11 protein-coding genes are annotated in these 17606 nt (G+C 57.2%); 2 read left to right on the top strand and 9 right to left on the bottom strand.

What is annotated here, in order from left to right:
• Positions 1-757 (bottom strand): glycogen/starch/alpha-glucan phosphorylase (locus tag ACW14G_RS14815; protein WP_455648661.1); only part of this gene is annotated, 757 nt, incomplete at its 3' end.
• A gap of 623 nt (positions 758-1380) precedes the next feature.
• Here ACW14G_RS14815 and malT point away from each other — a divergent pair.
• Positions 1381-4086, top strand: a complete 2706-nt coding sequence (gene malT, locus ACW14G_RS14810; protein WP_163446734.1) for an HTH-type transcriptional regulator MalT — start codon at positions 1381-1383, stop codon at positions 4084-4086.
• A 69-nt stretch (positions 4087-4155) separates the two neighbouring features.
• Here the strand turns inward: malT and ACW14G_RS14805 are convergent, their stop codons facing one another.
• The 3 genes from ACW14G_RS14805 to glpE form a co-directional block, all read right to left on the bottom strand.
• Positions 4156-4914 carry a DeoR/GlpR family transcriptional regulator gene (locus ACW14G_RS14805; RefSeq protein ID WP_064541438.1) on the bottom strand — a complete coding sequence of 253 codons (759 nt, stop codon included), beginning with the start codon at positions 4912-4914 and terminating at the stop codon, positions 4156-4158.
• A 17-nt stretch (positions 4915-4931) separates the two neighbouring features.
• On the bottom strand, positions 4932-5762 hold the full coding sequence (glpG, locus tag ACW14G_RS14800) for a rhomboid family intramembrane serine protease GlpG (protein WP_223803748.1): 831 nt from the start codon (positions 5760-5762) through the stop codon (positions 4932-4934).
• A 127-nt stretch (positions 5763-5889) separates the two neighbouring features.
• Positions 5890-6219: a thiosulfate sulfurtransferase GlpE gene (glpE, locus tag ACW14G_RS14795; protein ID WP_064541432.1), complete on the bottom strand. Its 330-nt coding sequence runs from the start codon at positions 6217-6219 to the stop codon at positions 5890-5892.
• 204 nt (positions 6220-6423) lie between these two features.
• Between glpE and glpD the strand changes: the two genes are divergently transcribed.
• Positions 6424-7932: a glycerol-3-phosphate dehydrogenase gene (glpD, locus tag ACW14G_RS14790; protein ID WP_249022652.1), complete on the top strand. Its 1509-nt coding sequence runs from the start codon at positions 6424-6426 to the stop codon at positions 7930-7932.
• Positions 7933-7976: 44 nt separating this feature from the next.
• On the opposite strand, the gene glgP is transcribed toward glpD, so the two are convergent.
• The 5 genes from glgP to glgB form a co-directional block, all read right to left on the bottom strand.
• Positions 7977-10424: a glycogen phosphorylase gene (gene glgP, locus ACW14G_RS14785; protein ID WP_163446740.1), complete on the bottom strand. Its 2448-nt coding sequence runs from the start codon at positions 10422-10424 to the stop codon at positions 7977-7979.
• Positions 10425-10441: 17 nt separating this feature from the next.
• Positions 10442-11875: a glycogen synthase GlgA gene (gene glgA / locus ACW14G_RS14780; protein ID WP_065356439.1), complete on the bottom strand. Its 1434-nt coding sequence runs from the start codon at positions 11873-11875 to the stop codon at positions 10442-10444.
• Complete coding sequence (gene glgC, locus ACW14G_RS14775; protein WP_064541420.1) at positions 11875-13170, bottom strand: glucose-1-phosphate adenylyltransferase; 1296 nt, start codon at positions 13168-13170, stop codon at positions 11875-11877. Before glgC ends, glgA begins: the two co-directional genes overlap by 1 nt.
• A gap of 80 nt (positions 13171-13250) precedes the next feature.
• The gene (gene glgX / locus ACW14G_RS14770; protein ID WP_249022651.1) at positions 13251-15227 is read right to left on the bottom strand and encodes a glycogen debranching protein GlgX; all 1977 of its coding nucleotides are present in this window, start codon (positions 15225-15227) and stop codon (positions 13251-13253) included.
• 4 nt (positions 15228-15231) lie between these two features.
• Positions 15232-17418, bottom strand: coding sequence for a 1,4-alpha-glucan branching enzyme (gene glgB, locus ACW14G_RS14765; RefSeq protein WP_163446744.1), 2187 nt, complete (start codon positions 17416-17418; stop codon positions 15232-15234).
• Positions 17419-17606: the final 188 nt, after the last annotated feature.

Here is a 17606-nt window from a genome sequence, read left to right as displayed (position 1 = left end):
TCGTCAGTTTTTCGGCGTCAATGCCCTGCTGCTCAGCGCGCAGGAAATCGCCGTCGTTGAATTTGGTCAGGTTGAACGGGTGCGCATGTTTCGCCTGCCACAGACGCAGCGGCTGCGCGACGCCGTTACGATAGCCCAGCACCGGCAGATCCCAGGCTTCACCGGTAATCGTGAAGGCAGGCTGCCATTCGCCTTTGACCACTTTACCGCCAATGCCCACCTGCACATCCAGCGCAGCGTTGTGGCGGAACCACGGGTAGCTACCGCGCTGCCAGTCATCCGGCGCCTCCATCTGCTGGCCATCGGCAAACGACTGGCGGAACAGACCGTACTGGTAGTTCAGACCATAGCCGGTGGCGGACTGGCCAACGGTCGCCATGGAGTCGAGGAAGCACGCCGCCAGACGCCCCAAACCACCGTTGCCCAGCGCCGGGTCAGTCTCTTCTTCCAGCAGGTCAGTCAGGTTGATGTTGTAGGCCTTCAGCGCTTCACTCACCCCTTCATACCAGCCGAGGTTGAGCAGGTTGTTACCGGTCAGGCGGCCAATCAGGAACTCCATGGAGATGTAGTTCACGTGACGCTGATCTTTTGCTGGCTTCGCTACCGGCTGCGCCGACAGCTGTTCAGCCAGCGCGCCGCTCACAGCCTGCCACCACTGATGAGACGTCATTTCGGAAGCGGCCTGCAGGCCAAAACGCTGCCACTGACGCGTCAGGGCAGCCTGGAATGAATCGTGATTAAAAGTAGGCTGTGACATAGTGAAATCGAATCCTTTTTACATAAACGTTAGCGGTAGTTTGCCTGGCTGAATGCGCGACTTCCTCATCCTGTCCAGGATTAGGCGGGGAGGAGTCGCAGGGATGAGCGAAAAGTGTGATCGCCGCCACTATAACGTTAGCGACTGGCGGCAGTTTTGCGCGTTTTTCAGCCGGTTCAGCACGTCCTTTTTTCAGAATTCAGTCTCTGGGATTATGCCCGTGAGATCTTCGCGCCAGCTCATAAAATGAAATACTGTTTCGCAGTAAATATGTAAATAAGGAAACAATCCCCTTGCGAAAATAAGCAACAAATTAATACGTATTGTTTCTACGGAAAATTACGTGAGCTGACATATCTTTAAACGCTCTTTATTCCATAGGTGCTTAAAGTTTATTTTCACTTGTAACCACAATAGGTTATAAAACCCCGCATTTCCGCGCTCTGCGCGCCGTTCTACGTGGATGGTATTAAATTAAAGAATTTGTGACATATCGCAAATTAGCAGACATCAAAACGGGACATAACTTGCAATACATAGGCATTTGACCGACCTTTGTAGGGATTAATTACGAAGCGCAAAAAAAATCTCGTTTTCCAATCCTCACAGTGAAGTGATTAGCTATGTTGATTCCGTCAAAACTAAGTCGACCAGTCCGTCTCGAACACACGGTGATTCGCGATCGGCTGTTGGCGAAACTTTCCGGCGCGAACAATTATCGTCTGGCGCTGATAACCAGTCCGGCTGGCTATGGAAAGACCACGCTCGTATCACAATGGGCGGCAGGAATGAGTGACCTTGGTTGGTATTCGCTGGATGAAGGCGATAACCAACAGGAGCGCTTTGCCAGCTACCTGATCGCGGCTATCCAGCAGGCGACAGGCGGCCATTGCGAGGCCAGCGAAAACATGGTGCAAAAGCGCCAGTACGCGAGCCTCAGCTCCCTTTTCGCACAACTGTTTATTGAACTCAGCGAGTGGCAACGTCCGCTGTATTTGGTGATCGATGATTACCACCTGATTACCAACCCGGTGATCCACGATGCCATGCGTTTCTTCCTGCGCCACCAGCCGGAAAATCTGACGCTGGTCGTGCTATCGCGCAATCTGCCGCAGTTGGGTATCGCCAACCTGCGCGTGCGCGATCAATTGCTGGAGATTGGCAGCCAGCAGCTCTCCTTTACGCATGCGGAAACCAAACAATTCTTCGACTGCCGCTTAGCCGCGCCCATCGAAGCGGCGGAAAGCAGCCGCCTGTGCGACGACGTTGCCGGCTGGGCGACCGCGCTCCAGCTGATCGCGCTCTCCGCACGCCAGCGTAATAACGCCACCCAACATTCGGCGCGTCGTCTGGCGGGGATTAACGCCAGCCACCTGTCCGATTATCTGGTGGATGAAGTGCTGGATAACGTCGATTCGCAAACACGCAACTTCCTGCTGAAAAGCTCGCTGCTGCGCTCCATGAACGATGCGCTCATCGCTCGCGTGACCGGTGAAGAAAACGGCCAGATGCGCCTTGAAGAGATTGAACGCCAGGGGCTGTTTATTCAGCGCATGGATAACTCCGGCGAGTGGTTCAACTATCACCCGCTGTTCTGTAGCTTCCTGCGTCAACGTTGCCAGTGGGAACTGGCCACCGAGCTGCCGGAAATCCACCGCGCGGCGGCGGAAAGCTGGATGGCGCAGGGCTTCCCAAGCGAAGCTATCCATCACGCGCTGGCGGCTGGCGACCCGAAAATGCTGCGCGATATTCTGCTGAATCACGCCTGGGGTCTGTTCCACCACAGCGAGCTGGCGCTGCTTGAAGAGTCGCTCTCCGCGCTGCCGTGGGAAAGCCTGCTGGAAAACCCGCGTCTGGTGCTGCTCCAGGCCTGGCTGATGCAAAGCCAGCACCGCTACAGTGAAGTAAACACCCTGCTGGCTCGCGCCGAGCAGGAGATGACGTTTGAAATGGATACCTCGCTGCACGGCGATTTCAACGCCCTGCGCGCGCAGGTCGCCATCAACGACGGCGACCAGGACGAAGCCGAGCGTCTGTCGACCGTGGCGCTGGAAGAACTGCCGCTGGCTAACTTCTACAGCCGTATCGTCGCCACGTCTGTGCATGGTGAAGTGCTGCACTGCAAGGGGCAACTCAGCCAGTCCATCGCCGTCATGCAGCAAACAGAACAGATGGCGCGCCGCCACGATATCTGGCACTACGCGCTGTGGAGTCTGATTCAACAAAGCGAAATTTTGTTTGCCCAGGGCTTCTTACAAGCCGCCTGGGAGTGTCAGGAAAAAGGTTTCCAGCTGATTCGCGAGCAGCATCTGGAACAGCTGCCGATGCATGAATTCCTGCTGCGCATCCGCGCGCAGCTGCTGTGGGCGTGGGCGCGTCTCGACGAGGCGGAAACCGCTGCCCGCACCGGTATAGAAGTGTTGAGTGGCTTCCAACCGCAGCAGCAGCTCCAGTGCCTGACGTTACAGGTACAATGCTCGCTGGCACGCGGCGACCTGGATAACGCCCGCAACCACCTGAACCGTCTTGAAAATCTGCTCGGCAACGGTGCCTATCACAGCGACTGGGTTTCCAACGCGGATAAGGTTCGCGTCATCTACTGGCAGATGGTCGGCGATAAAAAAGCGGCCGCCAACTGGCTGCGACACACGCCGAAGCCGGAGTTCGCCAACAACCACTTCCTGCAGGGTCAGTGGCGTAACATTGCCCGCGCGCAGATTCTGCTGGGCGAGTTCGACTCCGCGGAAATGGTGCTCGAAGAGCTGAATGAGAATGCCCGTGGGCTGCGCCTGATGAGCGATCTCAACCGCAACCTGCTGCTGCTCAACCAGCTGCACTGGCAAGCGGGTAATAAGAATGAAGCCCAGCGCGTGCTGCTGGAGGCGCTCCAGCTCGCCAACCGCACCGGGTTCATCAGCCACTTTGTGATTGAAGGCGAAGCGATGGCCCAGCAGCTACGCCAGCTGATTCAGCTGAATACGCTGCCAGAGCTGGACCAGCATCGTGCCCAGCGCATTCTGCGTGAAATCAACCAGCACCATCGTCATAAGTTCGCCCACTTCGACGAAAGCTTCGTCGAGCGCCTGCTGAACCACCCGGAAGTGCCGGAGCTCATCCGTACCAGCCCGCTCACCCAGCGCGAGTGGCAGGTGCTGGGGCTTATCTATTCAGGCTATAGCAACGAACAAATTGCCGGTGAACTGGACGTGGCGGCAACCACCATCAAAACCCATATCCGTAATCTTTATCAGAAGCTTGGCGTGGCGCACCGTCAGGATGCGGTGCAGCACGCACAGCAGTTGCTGAAGATGATGGGGTATGGCGTTTAATAAAAAAGGAGAAACGGTTTACGTTTCTCCTTTCCGACCACTGCCTGATAGCGCGAAGCTTATCAGGCCTTAGCACAGCTCCAGCTGCACCTCATTTTCGGCAATCACCTGCATCACGCCCGGCGGCGGTAGCACGTCGGTGTATACCGCATCCACCATGCTGATACTGCCCATATTGACCATCGCGTTACGACCAAATTTCGAATGGTCGACAACCAGAATGACGTGGCGGGAATTATCAATAATCGCACGCTTGGTGCGCACCTCGTGATAGTCAAACTCCAGCAGCGAACCGTCGCTGTCGATGCCGCTGATGCCGAGAATGCCGAAGTCGAGGCGGAACTGGGAGATGAAGTCCAGCGTCGCCTCGCCGATGATACCGCCATCGCGGCTTCGCAGCTCACCGCCTGCCAGAATAATGCGAAAATCTTCTTTCACCATCAACGTGTTAGCCACGTTAAGGTTGTTGGTCACGATGCGCAGGTCGCTGTGATTAAGCAGCGCGTGGGCCACCGCTTCCGGGGTCGTACCGATGTCGATAAACAGCGCCGAGCCGTTCGGGATCTGGCTTGCCACCTTCTGTGCGATACGCTCTTTCTCAGCCGTTTGCGTCGCTTTTCTATCGTGCCATGAGGCGTTGACCGAGCTCGACGGCAACGCCGCGCCGCCGTGATGGCGCAAGATTTTTTTCTGTTCCGCAAGGTCATTCAAATCGCGACGAATGGTCTGGGGGCTGACGGAAAAGTGCTCCACCAGCTCTTCCGTACTGACATAGCCCTGGAGTTTGACCAGTTCGATTATCGCGTCATGACGTTGTGTTTGTTTCATGATGAATCCCTGGAAAATTATGCTCGCTTTCGCACATTAAGCGTATCGACGAAGGCCATAGCCAGACCAATCACCAGCCCGGTGACGTGCGCGCCGTTCGCAATCGACATCCCAAAAACGTTGAACCACCCGGCAACCAGCCAGACCAATGAGAACATAATCAGCCCGCGCGGCAGGAAAATGCCGCTCTGCGGGTCGCGCTCACCGCGCAGCCAGGCGTAGCCCATCAAGGCATAGACCACACCGGAAAGTCCGCCAAACCACGGACCGCTAAACTGATGCTGAATAAAGCCGCTCAGCAGCGCGCTGATAACGGTAATCACCACCAGTTTGCCGCTGCCAATGCGCTTCTCTATCGCGCCGCCAAGGTACCACCACCATAGCAGGTTAAAGAGGATATGAACGAACGAGAAATGCATGAATGCGTGGGTAAAATAGCGCCAGACTTCAAATTTCAGCGAATCGTCGTACGGCCAGGCGAGCCAAATCATGACCGGCTGATCGCCGATGACGCTCATCAGAATAAAGACCAGAATGCAGACCGCCATGATGCTCATCGTCACCGGGCCAGCACCGGCTTTCAGCGTGGCAAGGAAAGGAAAACGACGATAGTGCAGGCCGCTGTTGGTCTGCCCGGACTGCCAGCTCGCCGCCAGGTAGCGCGGATCGGCCGGGTTCTCAAGAAAGCGCTCCAGCTCGTCGCGCACGCGGGCCTCCTGCGCTTCATCAGAAAGCCAGACATCGCTGCGCGTATGCTGCTGGATAGTCAGAATAACCCCCTGCGTCGCCATATAGTCAACAAAGGCCTGGGCCACGCGCGGGTTGGTAAAAGAGGTGATCATCAACATTCAGCAGGTCGCTTCTATTCCACACAAAAGGGGACAGTATATACCCAAACTCTGACAGATACGTTGCAAAGGCGCGCAATGACCGCCTGACAGCAGGCGGTATCAGGAATGGGCGAACGCAGCCGTCTTAGAAAGCCGCGTGCTCCACCTCAGCGGGGAAGTGACGGTGCCAGGCATCAAAGCCGCCGTCGACGCTGTAGACCTGGTCATAACCCTGCTGCAACAGGTACTGCGCAGCACCTTTGCTGCTGTTGCCGTGATAGCACATCACCATCACCGGCGTTTCAAAATCGTTATCACGCATAAACGCGCCCAGCGTGTCGTTAGTCAGATGAAACGCGCCTGGGGTATGGCCCATCGCAAAGCTCTGCGGGTCGCGAATATCCACCAGCACAGCGGTGCTTTGCTGCAGCTTTTGGTGCGCCTGTTCTACGTTAATACATTCAAACTGTTCCATGGTGCTCTCTTATCTTTATGGCAGGTATTGTCTTGCTGGCGATATTTTACCGCCAAGTGTACGTCCTCAGGCCACGTAAACGCCAATATGTTATGCACATCACTCTAAAATGTTTTTTCAATGTTACCAAAAGCGCGTTTACTTGCTATTATGAGCGATATCGAACATTAATGAGCTATAACGAAAGTCCCTGAGGTAGCAATAATGGAAACCAAAGATCTGATTGTGATAGGTGGCGGTATCAACGGTGCGGGCATTGCGGCTGACGCAGCGGGGCGCGGATTATCCGTGCTGATGCTGGAAGCCAGAGATCTGGCCTGCGCCACGTCGAGCGCCAGCTCGAAACTGATCCATGGCGGCCTGCGCTACCTTGAACACTACGAATTCCGTCTGGTCAGCGAAGCGCTGGCCGAGCGTGAAGTGCTGCTGAAAATGGCCCCGCACATCGCCATTCCGATGCGTTTTCGTCTGCCGCACCGCCCGCATCTGCGCCCGGCATGGATGATCCGTACCGGTCTGTTTATGTACGATCACCTGGGTAAGCGCACCAGCCTGCCCGCTTCTACCGGTTTGCGTTTTGGCGCAGAATCGGTCCTGAAGCCGGAAATCGTGCGCGGTTTCGAATATTCCGACTGCTGGGTCGATGATGCTCGTCTGGTACTGGCTAACGCGCAAATGGTGGTAAAAAAAGGCGGTGAAGTCCGAACCCGTACTCGCGCAATCTCAGCGAAACGCGAAAACGGCCTGTGGGTGGTGGAAGCGGAAGATATCGACAGCGGCGAAAAATTCCGCTGGCAGGCGCGCGGTCTGGTGAATGCCACCGGTCCGTGGGTCAAACAGTTCTTTGACGACGGGATGCATCTGCCTTCGCCATACGGCATCCGCCTGATCAAGGGCAGTCATATTGTGGTGCCCCGCGTGCACAACCAGAAGCAAGCCTACATTCTGCAAAACGAAGATAAGCGCATCGTGTTTGTGATCCCGTGGATGGACGAATTCTCAATTATTGGCACTACCGACGTGGAGTACCACGGCGATCCGAAAAACGTCGAAATCGACGAAAGCGAGATTAGCTATCTGCTGAAAGTCTATAACGGCCACTTTAAGAAACAGCTCGCTCGTGAAGATATCGTCTGGACCTACTCCGGCGTGCGCCCGCTGTGTGACGACGAGTCGGATTCTCCGCAGGCGATCACCCGCGACTATACGCTGGATATCCATGACGACCACGGCAAAGCGCCGCTGCTGTCGGTGTTTGGCGGCAAGCTCACCACCTACCGCAAGCTGGCAGAACACGCGCTCGAGAAACTGGCCCCATACTATCAGGGCATTGGCCCGGCCTGGACCAAAGGCGCGGTGCTGCCAGGCGGTGAGATTGGCAGCGATCGTGACGACTACGCGGCGAAGCTGCGCCGCCGTTATCCGTTTATCAGCGAATCACTGGCCCGCCATTTCGCCCGCACCTACGGCAGCAACAGCGAGCTGATTATTGGCGATGCGAAGAATATTGCCGGGCTGGGTGAAGATTTCGGCCATGAGTTTTACGAAGCGGAGCTGCGTTACCTGGTCGAACACGAGTGGGTGCGTCGCCTCGACGATGCTATCTGGCGCCGGACTAAGCAGGGAATGTGGCTGAACGCCGAACAGCAGTCACGGATTAGCGCATGGCTGGTGAAAACGCTGGGAAAGCCTGAATTGTCGCTGGCGTCATAAGCGACCAGGGAAAAGAAACGGGGCCGATTGGCCCCGTTTGACGTTTACAGCCTCACCGGTTCGATATACCAGATATGCTCGGCATACTCTTTGATCGTGCGGTCAGAGGAGAAGTAGCCCATGTTGGCGATGTTGTGCATCGCTTTGGTGGTCCACTGCTCCGGCTCCTGATACAGCTCATCGACCCTGTCCTGACAGTCCACATAGCTGCGGAAGTCGGCCAGCACCTGATAGTGGTCGCCGAAGTTAATCAGCGAATCCACCAGGTCGCGGTAGCGGCCCGGCTCGCTCGGGCTGAACACGCCGGTGGCGATTTGCGTCAGCACCTGGCGTAGCTCTTCATCCTGCTCGTAGAAGTCACGCGGACTGTAGCCTTTGCGGCGCAGCGCCTCCACCTCTTCAGCCGTGTTGCCAAAGATAAAGAAGTTATCCGCCCCAACGTGCTCCTGCATCTCCACGTTAGCGCCGTCCAGCGTACCGATGGTTAACGCACCGTTGAGCGCAAACTTCATGTTACTGGTGCCGGAGGCTTCCGTCCCCGCCAGCGAAATCTGCTCGGAAAGATCGGCCGCCGGAATGATCATCTGCGCCAGGCTCACGCTGTAGTTCGGGATAAACACCACCTTGAGCTTATCGCCAATCTGCGGATCGTTGTTGATCACGTCCGCCACGTCGTTGATCAGGTGAATGATGTGCTTCGCCATGTAGTAGGCCGACGCCGCTTTACCGGCGAAGATATTCACCCGCGGCACCCACTTCGCGTCCGGATCGGCCTTGATGCGGTTGTAGCGAGCGATCACGTGCAGCACGTTCATCAGCTGACGCTTATATTCGTGGATGCGCTTGATCTGCACGTCAAACAGCGCGTGGGGATTCACCACCACGTTCAGGTTCTGGGCAATAAACGCCGCGAGGCGCTTTTTGTTCTCCAGCTTGGCGTGCTGCACCGCCTGATTCACCTTCGGATAATCGATGTGCTGTTCCAGCTCGCTCAACTGACTGAGATCCGAACGCCAGGTCTGGCCGATATTTTCGTCCAACACACCGGAGAGCGCCGGGTTCGCCAGCGCCAGCCAGCGGCGCGGGGTCACGCCGTTAGTGACGTTGGTAAAGCGGGTCGGGAAGATAGCGGCGAAGTCGGCGAACAGCGACTGCACCATCAGGTTCGAGTGCAGTTCAGAAACGCCGTTGACCTTCTTACTCACCACCACCGCCAGCCACGCCATGCGTACGCGGCGGCCGTTGGACTCGTCGATGATCGACGTGCGGCTCAGCAGCGCGGTGTCGTTCGGGTACTGCTCCTGCAGCGTCTTCAGGAAGTAGTCGTTAATCTCGAAGATAATCTGCAAATGACGCGGCAGAATTTTGCCGAGCATGTCCACCGGCCAGGTTTCCAGCGCTTCGCTCATCAGCGTGTGGTTGGTGTACGAGAAGACCTGACAGGTGACGTTAAAAGCGTCGTCCCAGCTGAACTTGTGCTCGTCAATCAGCAGGCGCATCAGCTCAGGAATCGACAGCACCGGATGGGTGTCGTTGAGGTGGATGGCAATTTTATCCGCCAGGTTGTCATAGGTTTTATGCAACATGTAGTGGCGATTTAAAATGTCCTGCACCGTCGCGGAGACCAGGAAGTACTCCTGACGCAGGCGCAGCTCGCGCCCGGAATAGGTGGAATCATCCGGGTAGAGCACACGGGATACGTTCTCCGAGTGGTTTTTATCCTCCACCGCGGCGAAGTAATCGCCCTGGTTAAATTTACCCAGGTTGATTTCGCTACTGGCCTGGGCGTTCCACAGACGCAGCGTGTTGGTCGCGTCGGTGTCGTAGCCGGGGATAATTTGATCGTAGGCGACCGCCAGGATCTCTTCGGTCTCCAGCCAGCGGCTGGTTTTGCCTTCCATCTGCACGCGGCCACCGAAACGCACTCTGTAGCGGGTGTTATGGCGCGGGAACTCCCACGGGTTACCGTACTCCAGCCAGTAATCCGGCGACTCTTTCTGACGACCGTCGACGATGTTCTGCTTAAACATGCCGTAATCATAGCGAATACCGTAGCCGCGCCCCGGCAGCGCCAGCGTCGCCAGCGAGTCAAGGAAGCAGGCCGCCAGACGGCCCAGACCGCCGTTGCCAAGGCCCGGGTCGTTCTCTTCGTCGATCAGCTCTTCGAGGTCTAACCCCATTCCTTCCAGCGCGTTTTTCACGTCGTCATACAGGCCTAACGACAACAGCGCATTGGAAAGCGTGCGGCCAATCAAAAACTCCATCGACAGGTAGTAAACCTGTCGCGTTTCCTGGGAAAGCTGAGCGCGGTTCGAGCGCAACCAGCGTTCAACCAGACGATCGCGAACGGCAAACAGGGTGGCGTTCAGCCATTCGTGTTTGTTGGCGATAGCCGGATCTTTCCCGATGATGAACATCAGCTTATAGGCAATAGAGTGCTTCAGTGCCTCAACGCTGAGGGTCGGTGATGCATACGTAAAGGGTGCATTCATAACTCAGATCCCCGTAGTTAGATCAGGCGTTGGTAAAGCTCACGATAAGAGTGCGCAGCAACCTGCCAGCTAAAATCCATGTTCATCGCCTGACGTTGTACATAGCGCCAGAGCGACGGACGAGACCATAATACGAAAGCACGGCGGATGGCTCTGAGCAGCGACCAGGCGTTGCTGTCTTCAAAGACAAAACCGCTGGCGATACCGTCAGCCAGGTTTTCCAGCGAGCTATCCGCCACGGTATCCGCCAGACCACCGGTACGACGGACCAACGGCAGCGTGCCGTACTTCAGACCGTAAAGCTGCGTTAAGCCGCATGGCTCAAAGCGGCTCGGCACCAGGATGACATCCGCGCCGCCGATAATGCGGTGCGAGAACGCTTCGTGGTAGCCAATCTGTACGCCCACCTGCCCCGGATGTTCTGCGGCGGCGGCGAGAAAACCTTCCTGCAATACCGGATCGCCCGCGCCTAGCAGCGCCAACTGACCGCCCTGCTCCAGCAGGCCCGGCAGGGCTTCCAGCACCAGATCCAGCCCTTTCTGGCTGGTGAGGCGGCTGACCACGGCAAACAGCGGCGCGGTGTCGCTGACCTTCAGTCCCATCGCAATCTGGAGCTGCCGTTTGTTCTCCGCTTTCTTCTCTAGCGTATCGCGGCTATAGCTTGCTGGCAGCAGCAGGTCTTTTTCCGGACTCCAGACGTTGTCATCCACGCCGTTGAGAATCCCCGACAGACGGCCTTCTTTATGCCGTTGACGCAGCAGCCCTTCCATACCGTAGGCAAACTGCGGTTCGGTAATCTCCCGGGCGTAGGTTGGGCTGACGGCGGTAATATGATCCGCGAAGAACAGCCCCGCTTTCAGGAACGAAATCTGCCCGTGGAATTCCAGCCCGTGCATGTTGAAGTATTCTGCCGGCAGCTGGATTTCATCCATATGGTGGCTGTAAAACAGCCCCTGATACGCCAGATTATGTACCGTAAACACCGATTTCGCCGGGCGACCGCGAGCCGCCAGATAGGCCGGAGCCAGGCCCGCGTGCCAGTCGTGGGCATGCACCACGTCCGGACGCCAGAACGGATCCAGACCGCAGGCCATTTCGCTGCCCACCCAGCCCAACAGCGCAAAACGCTTCACGTTATCGGGATAGGCGTTCAGGTGCGTGTCGTGATACGGGCTCCCAGGGCGATCGTAGAGATGCGGCGCATCAATCAGGTAAATACCAACGCCGTTATAGTGGCCGAACAGCAGCGTAATGCGCCCGGCGAACGTATCACGACGCGTCACCACTTTGGCATCCGTAATCCCGCGGCGAATATCCGGAAACGCGGGTAACAGCACGCGAGCGTCAGTCCCTTCGGCAATCTGTGCCGCCGGCAGCGCGCCGATAACATCCGCAAGGCCACCCGTTTTTAATAACGGGAACATCTCAGAACAAACGTGTAAAACCTGCATTATCGCTCCTGTTTGTACCCCAGCTGCCGCAACATCTCGCGCGTTACCAGCACGATCCCTTCTTCTGAACGGTAGAAGCGACGCGCATCCTCTTCCGCATCTTCACCGATCACCATGCCTTCTGGAATCACGCAGGCCCGGTCGATGACGCAGCGACGCAGGCGTGAGGAGCGCCCGACCCACACATCTGGCAGTAAGACTGCCGAATCAATGTTACAGAACGAGTTCACGCGCACGCGTGGGAACAGCACCGACTGCACCACCACCGAACCGGAAATAATACAGCCGCCGGAGACCAGCGAGTTCAGGGTCATGCCGTGGCTGCCGGAGCGGTCCTGGACGAACTTCGCCGGAGGCAGGGACTCCATATGGGTACGGATTGGCCAGTGCTGGTCGTACATATCCAGCTCAGGGGTCACCGATGCCAGGTCGAGGTTCGCTTTCCAGTAGGCTTCCAGGGTTCCCACATCGCGCCAGTACGGTTCAGCGTCCGGGTCGGACTGTACGCAGGACAGCGGGAAAGGATGTGCATAAGCCGCGCCAGCTTTGGTAATTAACGGAATTAAATCTTTGCCGAAGTCGTGGCTGGAGTTTTCGTTGACGTCATCCTGCTCCAGCAGTTCATAAAGGTAATCCGCATCAAAGACATAGATCCCCATGCTGGCGAGCGATTTGCTTGGGTCGCTCGGCATGGCTGGCGGGTTAGCCGGTTTTTCCACGAAGTCGATAATCTTGTCATTTTCGTCAACCGCCATGACGCCGAACGCCGATGCCTCTTCGATGGGCACCGGAATGCACGCCACGGTGCAACGCGCGCCTTTTTCGACGTGGTCGATCAGCATGCGCGAGTAATCTTGTTTGTAGATGTGGTCACCGGCGAGGATCACCACATACTCCGCTTTGTAGCGGCGAATAATGTCGAGGTTCTGGGTCACCGCATCGGCGGTACCGCGATACCAGTTTTCACCGTGCATCCGCTGCTGAGCCGGCAGCAGATCCACAAATTCGTTCATCTCCTCGCTGAAGAAGGACCAGCCACGCTGGATGTGCTGCACCAGCGTGTGGGACTGGTACTGCGTAATCACGCCGATACGGCGGATCCCGGAGTTCAGGCAGTTAGATAATGCAAAGTCGATAATGCGGAATTTACCGCCGAAGTGGACAGCGGGTTTTGCCCGTTTATTGGTGAGATCCTTTAATCGCGTTCCGCGTCCGCCCGCCAGAATCAGGGCGACGGATTTGATAGGTAACTGGCGAGCCAGCATTAAGGGATCGTTTTTTTCTAGCCTAACCATGATTAACTCCTTTTGTTGCTCGTCCTTCCGGGTTATTAGGTAGTCCCCGCACAGGTGCGGGGTTCCGGGTAATTCAGAGACTATGACCTTTGAAATACGCACACTCCGTGCGCGGGCCCATGCCAGACAGCCATGACTACCGGCGCTTCATCGCCGGTAAATGGAGGAACGGCGCGCCACTCCCCCACGGGTAACTTCAGGTTTGCCACGTCCTGCGTCGCATTGAGCGTAATGAGCCAGCGATCGGAAAGCAGAATCTGCATCCGGCGCGCCCCGTGCTGCCACTCCTCGGCAGACAGCGGCTGCGCGTCCTGATTGAGCCATTGAACGTTACCGTCGCCCTCCTGCCACCAGCGATCGTCCGTTAAGGCCGGAATTTGCTGGCGCAGATGGATTAGAGCGGCGGTAAAGTCGGTCAGCGCATCATCCGCGTTTTCCCAATCAAGCCAGGTCAACGAATTGTCCTGGCAGTAGGCATTGTTGTTACCTTGCTGGCTGTGACCGTGTTCGTCACCGGCCAGCAACATTGGCGTTCCCTGCGATAACAGCAGCGTTGTCAGCAGCGCCTGAACGCTACCCTGCCGACGCGCCATTACATCCAGGTTTGCTTCCAATCCTTCGATACCATGATTATTGCTATGGTTATTGCTGGTTCCGTCACGATTCTCTTCGCCGTTGGCGTCGTTGTGCTTATTGTTAAAGCTCACACAATCGCGCAGGGTGAAGCCATCGTGAGCGGTGACCAGGTTGATGGCCGCGTGCGGTTGCCTCTCCTGATGCTGAAAGACGTCGCTAGAGGCGGCGAAGCGCTGGGCAAATTCCCCCAGCGACAGCGACTCCTCAAGCCAGAAGCGACGCATAGCATCACGGAAACGGTCATTCCACTCGCTGAAACCGGACGGGAAGTTCCCCACCTGGTAGCCACCGTCGCCGATATCCCACGGTTCAGCAATCAGCTTCACCGTCGACAATACCGGGTCGTCATGGATAGCCTTAAACAGCGGCGCATCCTGACGATAGCCCGGCGTTCGGCCAATCACCGACGCTAAATCAAAACGAAAACCATCAACGTGGCAGACGTCAACCCAGAATCGCAGGCACTGACGGGCGTATTCCACGACGCCCGGGTGACTGAGATTCAGCGTGTTGCCGCAGCCCGTCCAGTTGTGATAATCGCCGTCTTCTCTCAACCAATAATAGCTGCGGTTATCAATCCCCCGCAGCGAGAAGGTCTGACAATGCAGATCCAACTCGGCGCTGTGATTCAGCACCACATCGAGGATCACCTCGATACCGGCCTGATGCAGCGCTTTTACCGCATCGCGAAACTCGTCCAGCGCGTGCTCGGGCGCGCTGGCGTAACGCGGCGACAGGGCAAACATCGCCAGCGGGTTGTAGCCCCAGTAGTTGCGCAGCCCCATCCGCAGTAGACGCTGTTCGCTGGCGAAATGCGCCACCGGCAGCAGCTCCAGCGCCGTGATGCCAAGCCGCTTGAAGTAGTCGATCATCACCGGGTGGCCCAGCGCCTTATAGGTTCCGCGGATGGCATCCGGCAGCCCCGGGTGGCGCAGGGTCAGCCCTTTGACGTGCGCTTCGTAGATAACGGTTTTGCCCCACGCGGTGCGCGGTGCGGCGTCGTCCTGCCAGTCGTACGCCAGGTCTACGACCACCGATTTTGGCGCCACCGGCGCGCTGTCGCGTTCATCCGGCACGTCGTAGCCATCGTGAAAACGCGGGTCGTCTACCGGGTCGCCCTCGGCGCGAAAACAGCACGGGTCGAGCAGCAGCTTTGCCGGGTTAAAGCGGAAGCCCTGCTGCGGATCCCACGGGCCATGCACCCGATAACCGTAACGTAAGCCGGGGCCCGCATAGGGCAAATAGCCGTGCCAGACGTCGCCGCTACGGGCGGGAAGGTCATAGCGCGACTCGTTGCCCTGCGCGTCAAACACGCAGAGTTCTACCCGCTGGGCATGCGCCGAAAAAAGCGTGAAGTTCACGCCTTCGCCGTCAAAGCTGGCGCCGAGCGGCGCGGGTTTCCCTGCTGCGAGTTGCCCCATGTGGTTAATCCCCTTCCCGTACCAGCCAGATAGTCGACAGCGGCGGCAACGTCAGGCTCAGCGACTGCGGACGACCATGGCTTTCGAGATTATCGCTGTGCACCACGCCGCCGTTACCGGCGTTGCTGCCGTGGTAATGGGCAGAATCGGTATTCAGCACTTCACGCCAGCGCCCCGGCTGATTAATGCCGAAGCGATAGTCGTGGCGCGGCACCGGCGTAAAGTTACTGACCACAATCACTTCGTTCCCGGCTTTGTCGCGGCGGACAAAGGCAAATACCGAACGCGCGTGGTCATCAACCACCAGCCATTCAAACCCGTACGGGTCGAAGTCCAGCTCGTGCATCGCTTTATGGTGGCGATAGGTATGGTTGAGGTCGCGCACCAGACGCTGTACCCCGTGATGCCAGTTATCGTCGCCTTCCAGCAGATGCCAGTCGAGGCTGCCGTCAAAGTTCCATTCGCGGCCCTGAGCAAACTCATCGCCCATAAACAGCAGCTTTTTGCCCGGGAAAGCGAACATCCAGCCGTAGTAGGCGCGCAGGTTGGCGAACTTCTGCCACGCGTCGCCCGGCATACGGTCAAGAATGGATTTTTTACCGTGGACCACTTCGTCATGCGATAACGGCAACACGAAGTTTTCCGTGTAGTTGTAAAGCATGCCGAAGGTCATTTTGTCGTGATGGTACTGGCGATGAACCGGATCGAGCTTCATGTAGTCCAGGGTGTCGTGCATCCAGCCCAGGTTCCACTTAAACCAGAAGCCCAGACCGCCCATATCGGACGGGCGTGAGACGCCGGCAAAGTCGGTAGACTCTTCCGCCATACTCACCGCGCCGGGAACCTGCTCGCCCAACACGCGGTTGGTCTGACGCAGAAACTCAATCGCTTCAAGGTTTTCGCGGCCACCGAACTCGTTCGGGATCCACTCGCCCTCTTTACGAGAGTAGTCGCGGTAAATCATTGACGCCACCGCATCGACGCGCAGCGCATCAATACCGAAGCGCTCCACCCAGTACAGGGCGTTGCCCGTCAGGAAGTTACTCACTTCGCGGCGGCCATAGTTATAAATCAGGGTATTCCAGTCCTGATGGTAGCCTTCACGCGGATCGCTATGCTCGTACAGGTTGGTGCCGTCAAACTCGGCCAGCGCGAAGTCATCCGACGGGAAGTGCCCCGGCACCCAGTCGAGAATGACGTTCAGACCGGCGGCGTGCGCGGCGTTGATGAAGTAGCGGAAGTCTTCGCGCGTACCGAAGCGGCGGGTTGGCGCATACAGCCCGGTGGGCTGATAGCCCCAGCTGCCGTCAAACGGGTGCTCGTTAACCGGCAGCAGCTCCAGATGGGTGAAGCCCATCCATTTGGCGTACGGCACCAGTTGTTCAGCCAGCTCGCGGTAGCTCAGCCAGTAGTTGTTGTCGGTATGACGGCGCCAGGAACCCAGGTGCACCTCGTAGATAGAGATAGGGGCGTCGAACTGGTTGGCTTTTTTGCGTTCTTCGCTTTGCTCAACTTTCGGCGGCAACCCGCAGATCAGCGATGCCGTTTCCGGGCGCATCTGAGCTTCAAAGGCATAAGGGTCTGCTTTAATCCGCAGCGCGCCGCGAGCGTCGATCATCTCGAATTTATACAGCTGACCGTTGTGTGCGCCGGGGATGAACAGCTCCCAAATTCCGGTTTCCCGACGCAGACGCATCGGGTGACGGCGGCCATCCCAGTAGTTAAACTGCCCGACGACGGAAACGCGCTGGGCGTTAGGCGCCCAGACCGCAAAGCGAGTCCCGGTGATGCCGTCCATCGTGTCCGCATGCGCGCCCAGTTTTTCATACGGGCGCAGGTGGGTACCTTCGGACAGCAACCATGCATCCATTTCCTGGAGCAATGGGCCAAAGCTATAGGGGTCATCAATAAGATTCTGTTGGCCATGCCAGACGACAGCCAACTGATAGCGGAAGAAATTTTTACGACGCGGCAGAATGCCACAAAAGAAACCGCGTGAGTCCACGCACTCCAGCTTGCCCACTTTGCGCCCGGTTTTGGGTTCAATCACCCAAACGTCGGTCGCGTCAGGCAGTAACGCCCGGACTTCCAGCCCTGCTTCCGTTCTGTGCATCCCCAGTACGGAAAAAGGATCCGCAAAATGGCCTGAGATCAGTGCATTAATCACGTCTCTATCAACACGATCAGACATGCTTCATCATCCTTAGTTTTTGTATCGCCTCAATCCAATTTAAATGGCGACATTTGTGACCTGAACGGTGCGGCACGAAGTTGTGTGCCTCTCTCGGCCCCGTTCAACCTTCAGTCAAGGTGACAGACCTTGATTAAAGCATAGTCAACGCTTTACCTGACTCCTGAGAGAAAAATAGACATAACTGC

The sequence above is a fragment of the Kluyvera sp. genome (assembly GCF_965301105.1).
The sequence above is the reverse complement of the archived record's forward strand: the minus strand, read 5'-3'. Positions and strand labels throughout refer to the sequence as shown.

Bases quoted from the DNA above. Each gene is read 5' to 3' on its own strand.
- malT (WP_163446734.1), top strand. From the start codon at position 1,381: ATGTTGATTCCGTCAAAACTAAGTCGACCAGTCCGTCTCGAACACACG.
- ACW14G_RS14805 (WP_064541438.1), bottom strand. From the start codon at position 4,914: ATGAAACAAACACAACGTCATGACGCGATAATCGAACTGGTCAAACTC.
- glpG (WP_223803748.1), bottom strand. From the start codon at position 5,762: ATGTTGATGATCACCTCTTTTACCAACCCGCGCGTGGCCCAGGCCTTT.
- glpE (WP_064541432.1), bottom strand. From the start codon at position 6,219: ATGGAACAGTTTGAATGTATTAACGTAGAACAGGCGCACCAAAAGCTG.
- glpD (WP_249022652.1), top strand. From the start codon at position 6,424: ATGGAAACCAAAGATCTGATTGTGATAGGTGGCGGTATCAACGGTGCG.
- glgP (WP_163446740.1), bottom strand. From the start codon at position 10,424: ATGAATGCACCCTTTACGTATGCATCACCGACCCTCAGCGTTGAGGCA.
- glgA (WP_065356439.1), bottom strand. From the start codon at position 11,875: ATGCAGGTTTTACACGTTTGTTCTGAGATGTTCCCGTTATTAAAAACG.
- glgC (WP_064541420.1), bottom strand. From the start codon at position 13,170: ATGGTTAGGCTAGAAAAAAACGATCCCTTAATGCTGGCTCGCCAGTTA.
- glgX (WP_249022651.1), bottom strand. From the start codon at position 15,227: ATGGGGCAACTCGCAGCAGGGAAACCCGCGCCGCTCGGCGCCAGCTTT.
- glgB (WP_163446744.1), bottom strand. From the start codon at position 17,418: ATGTCTGATCGTGTTGATAGAGACGTGATTAATGCACTGATCTCAGGC.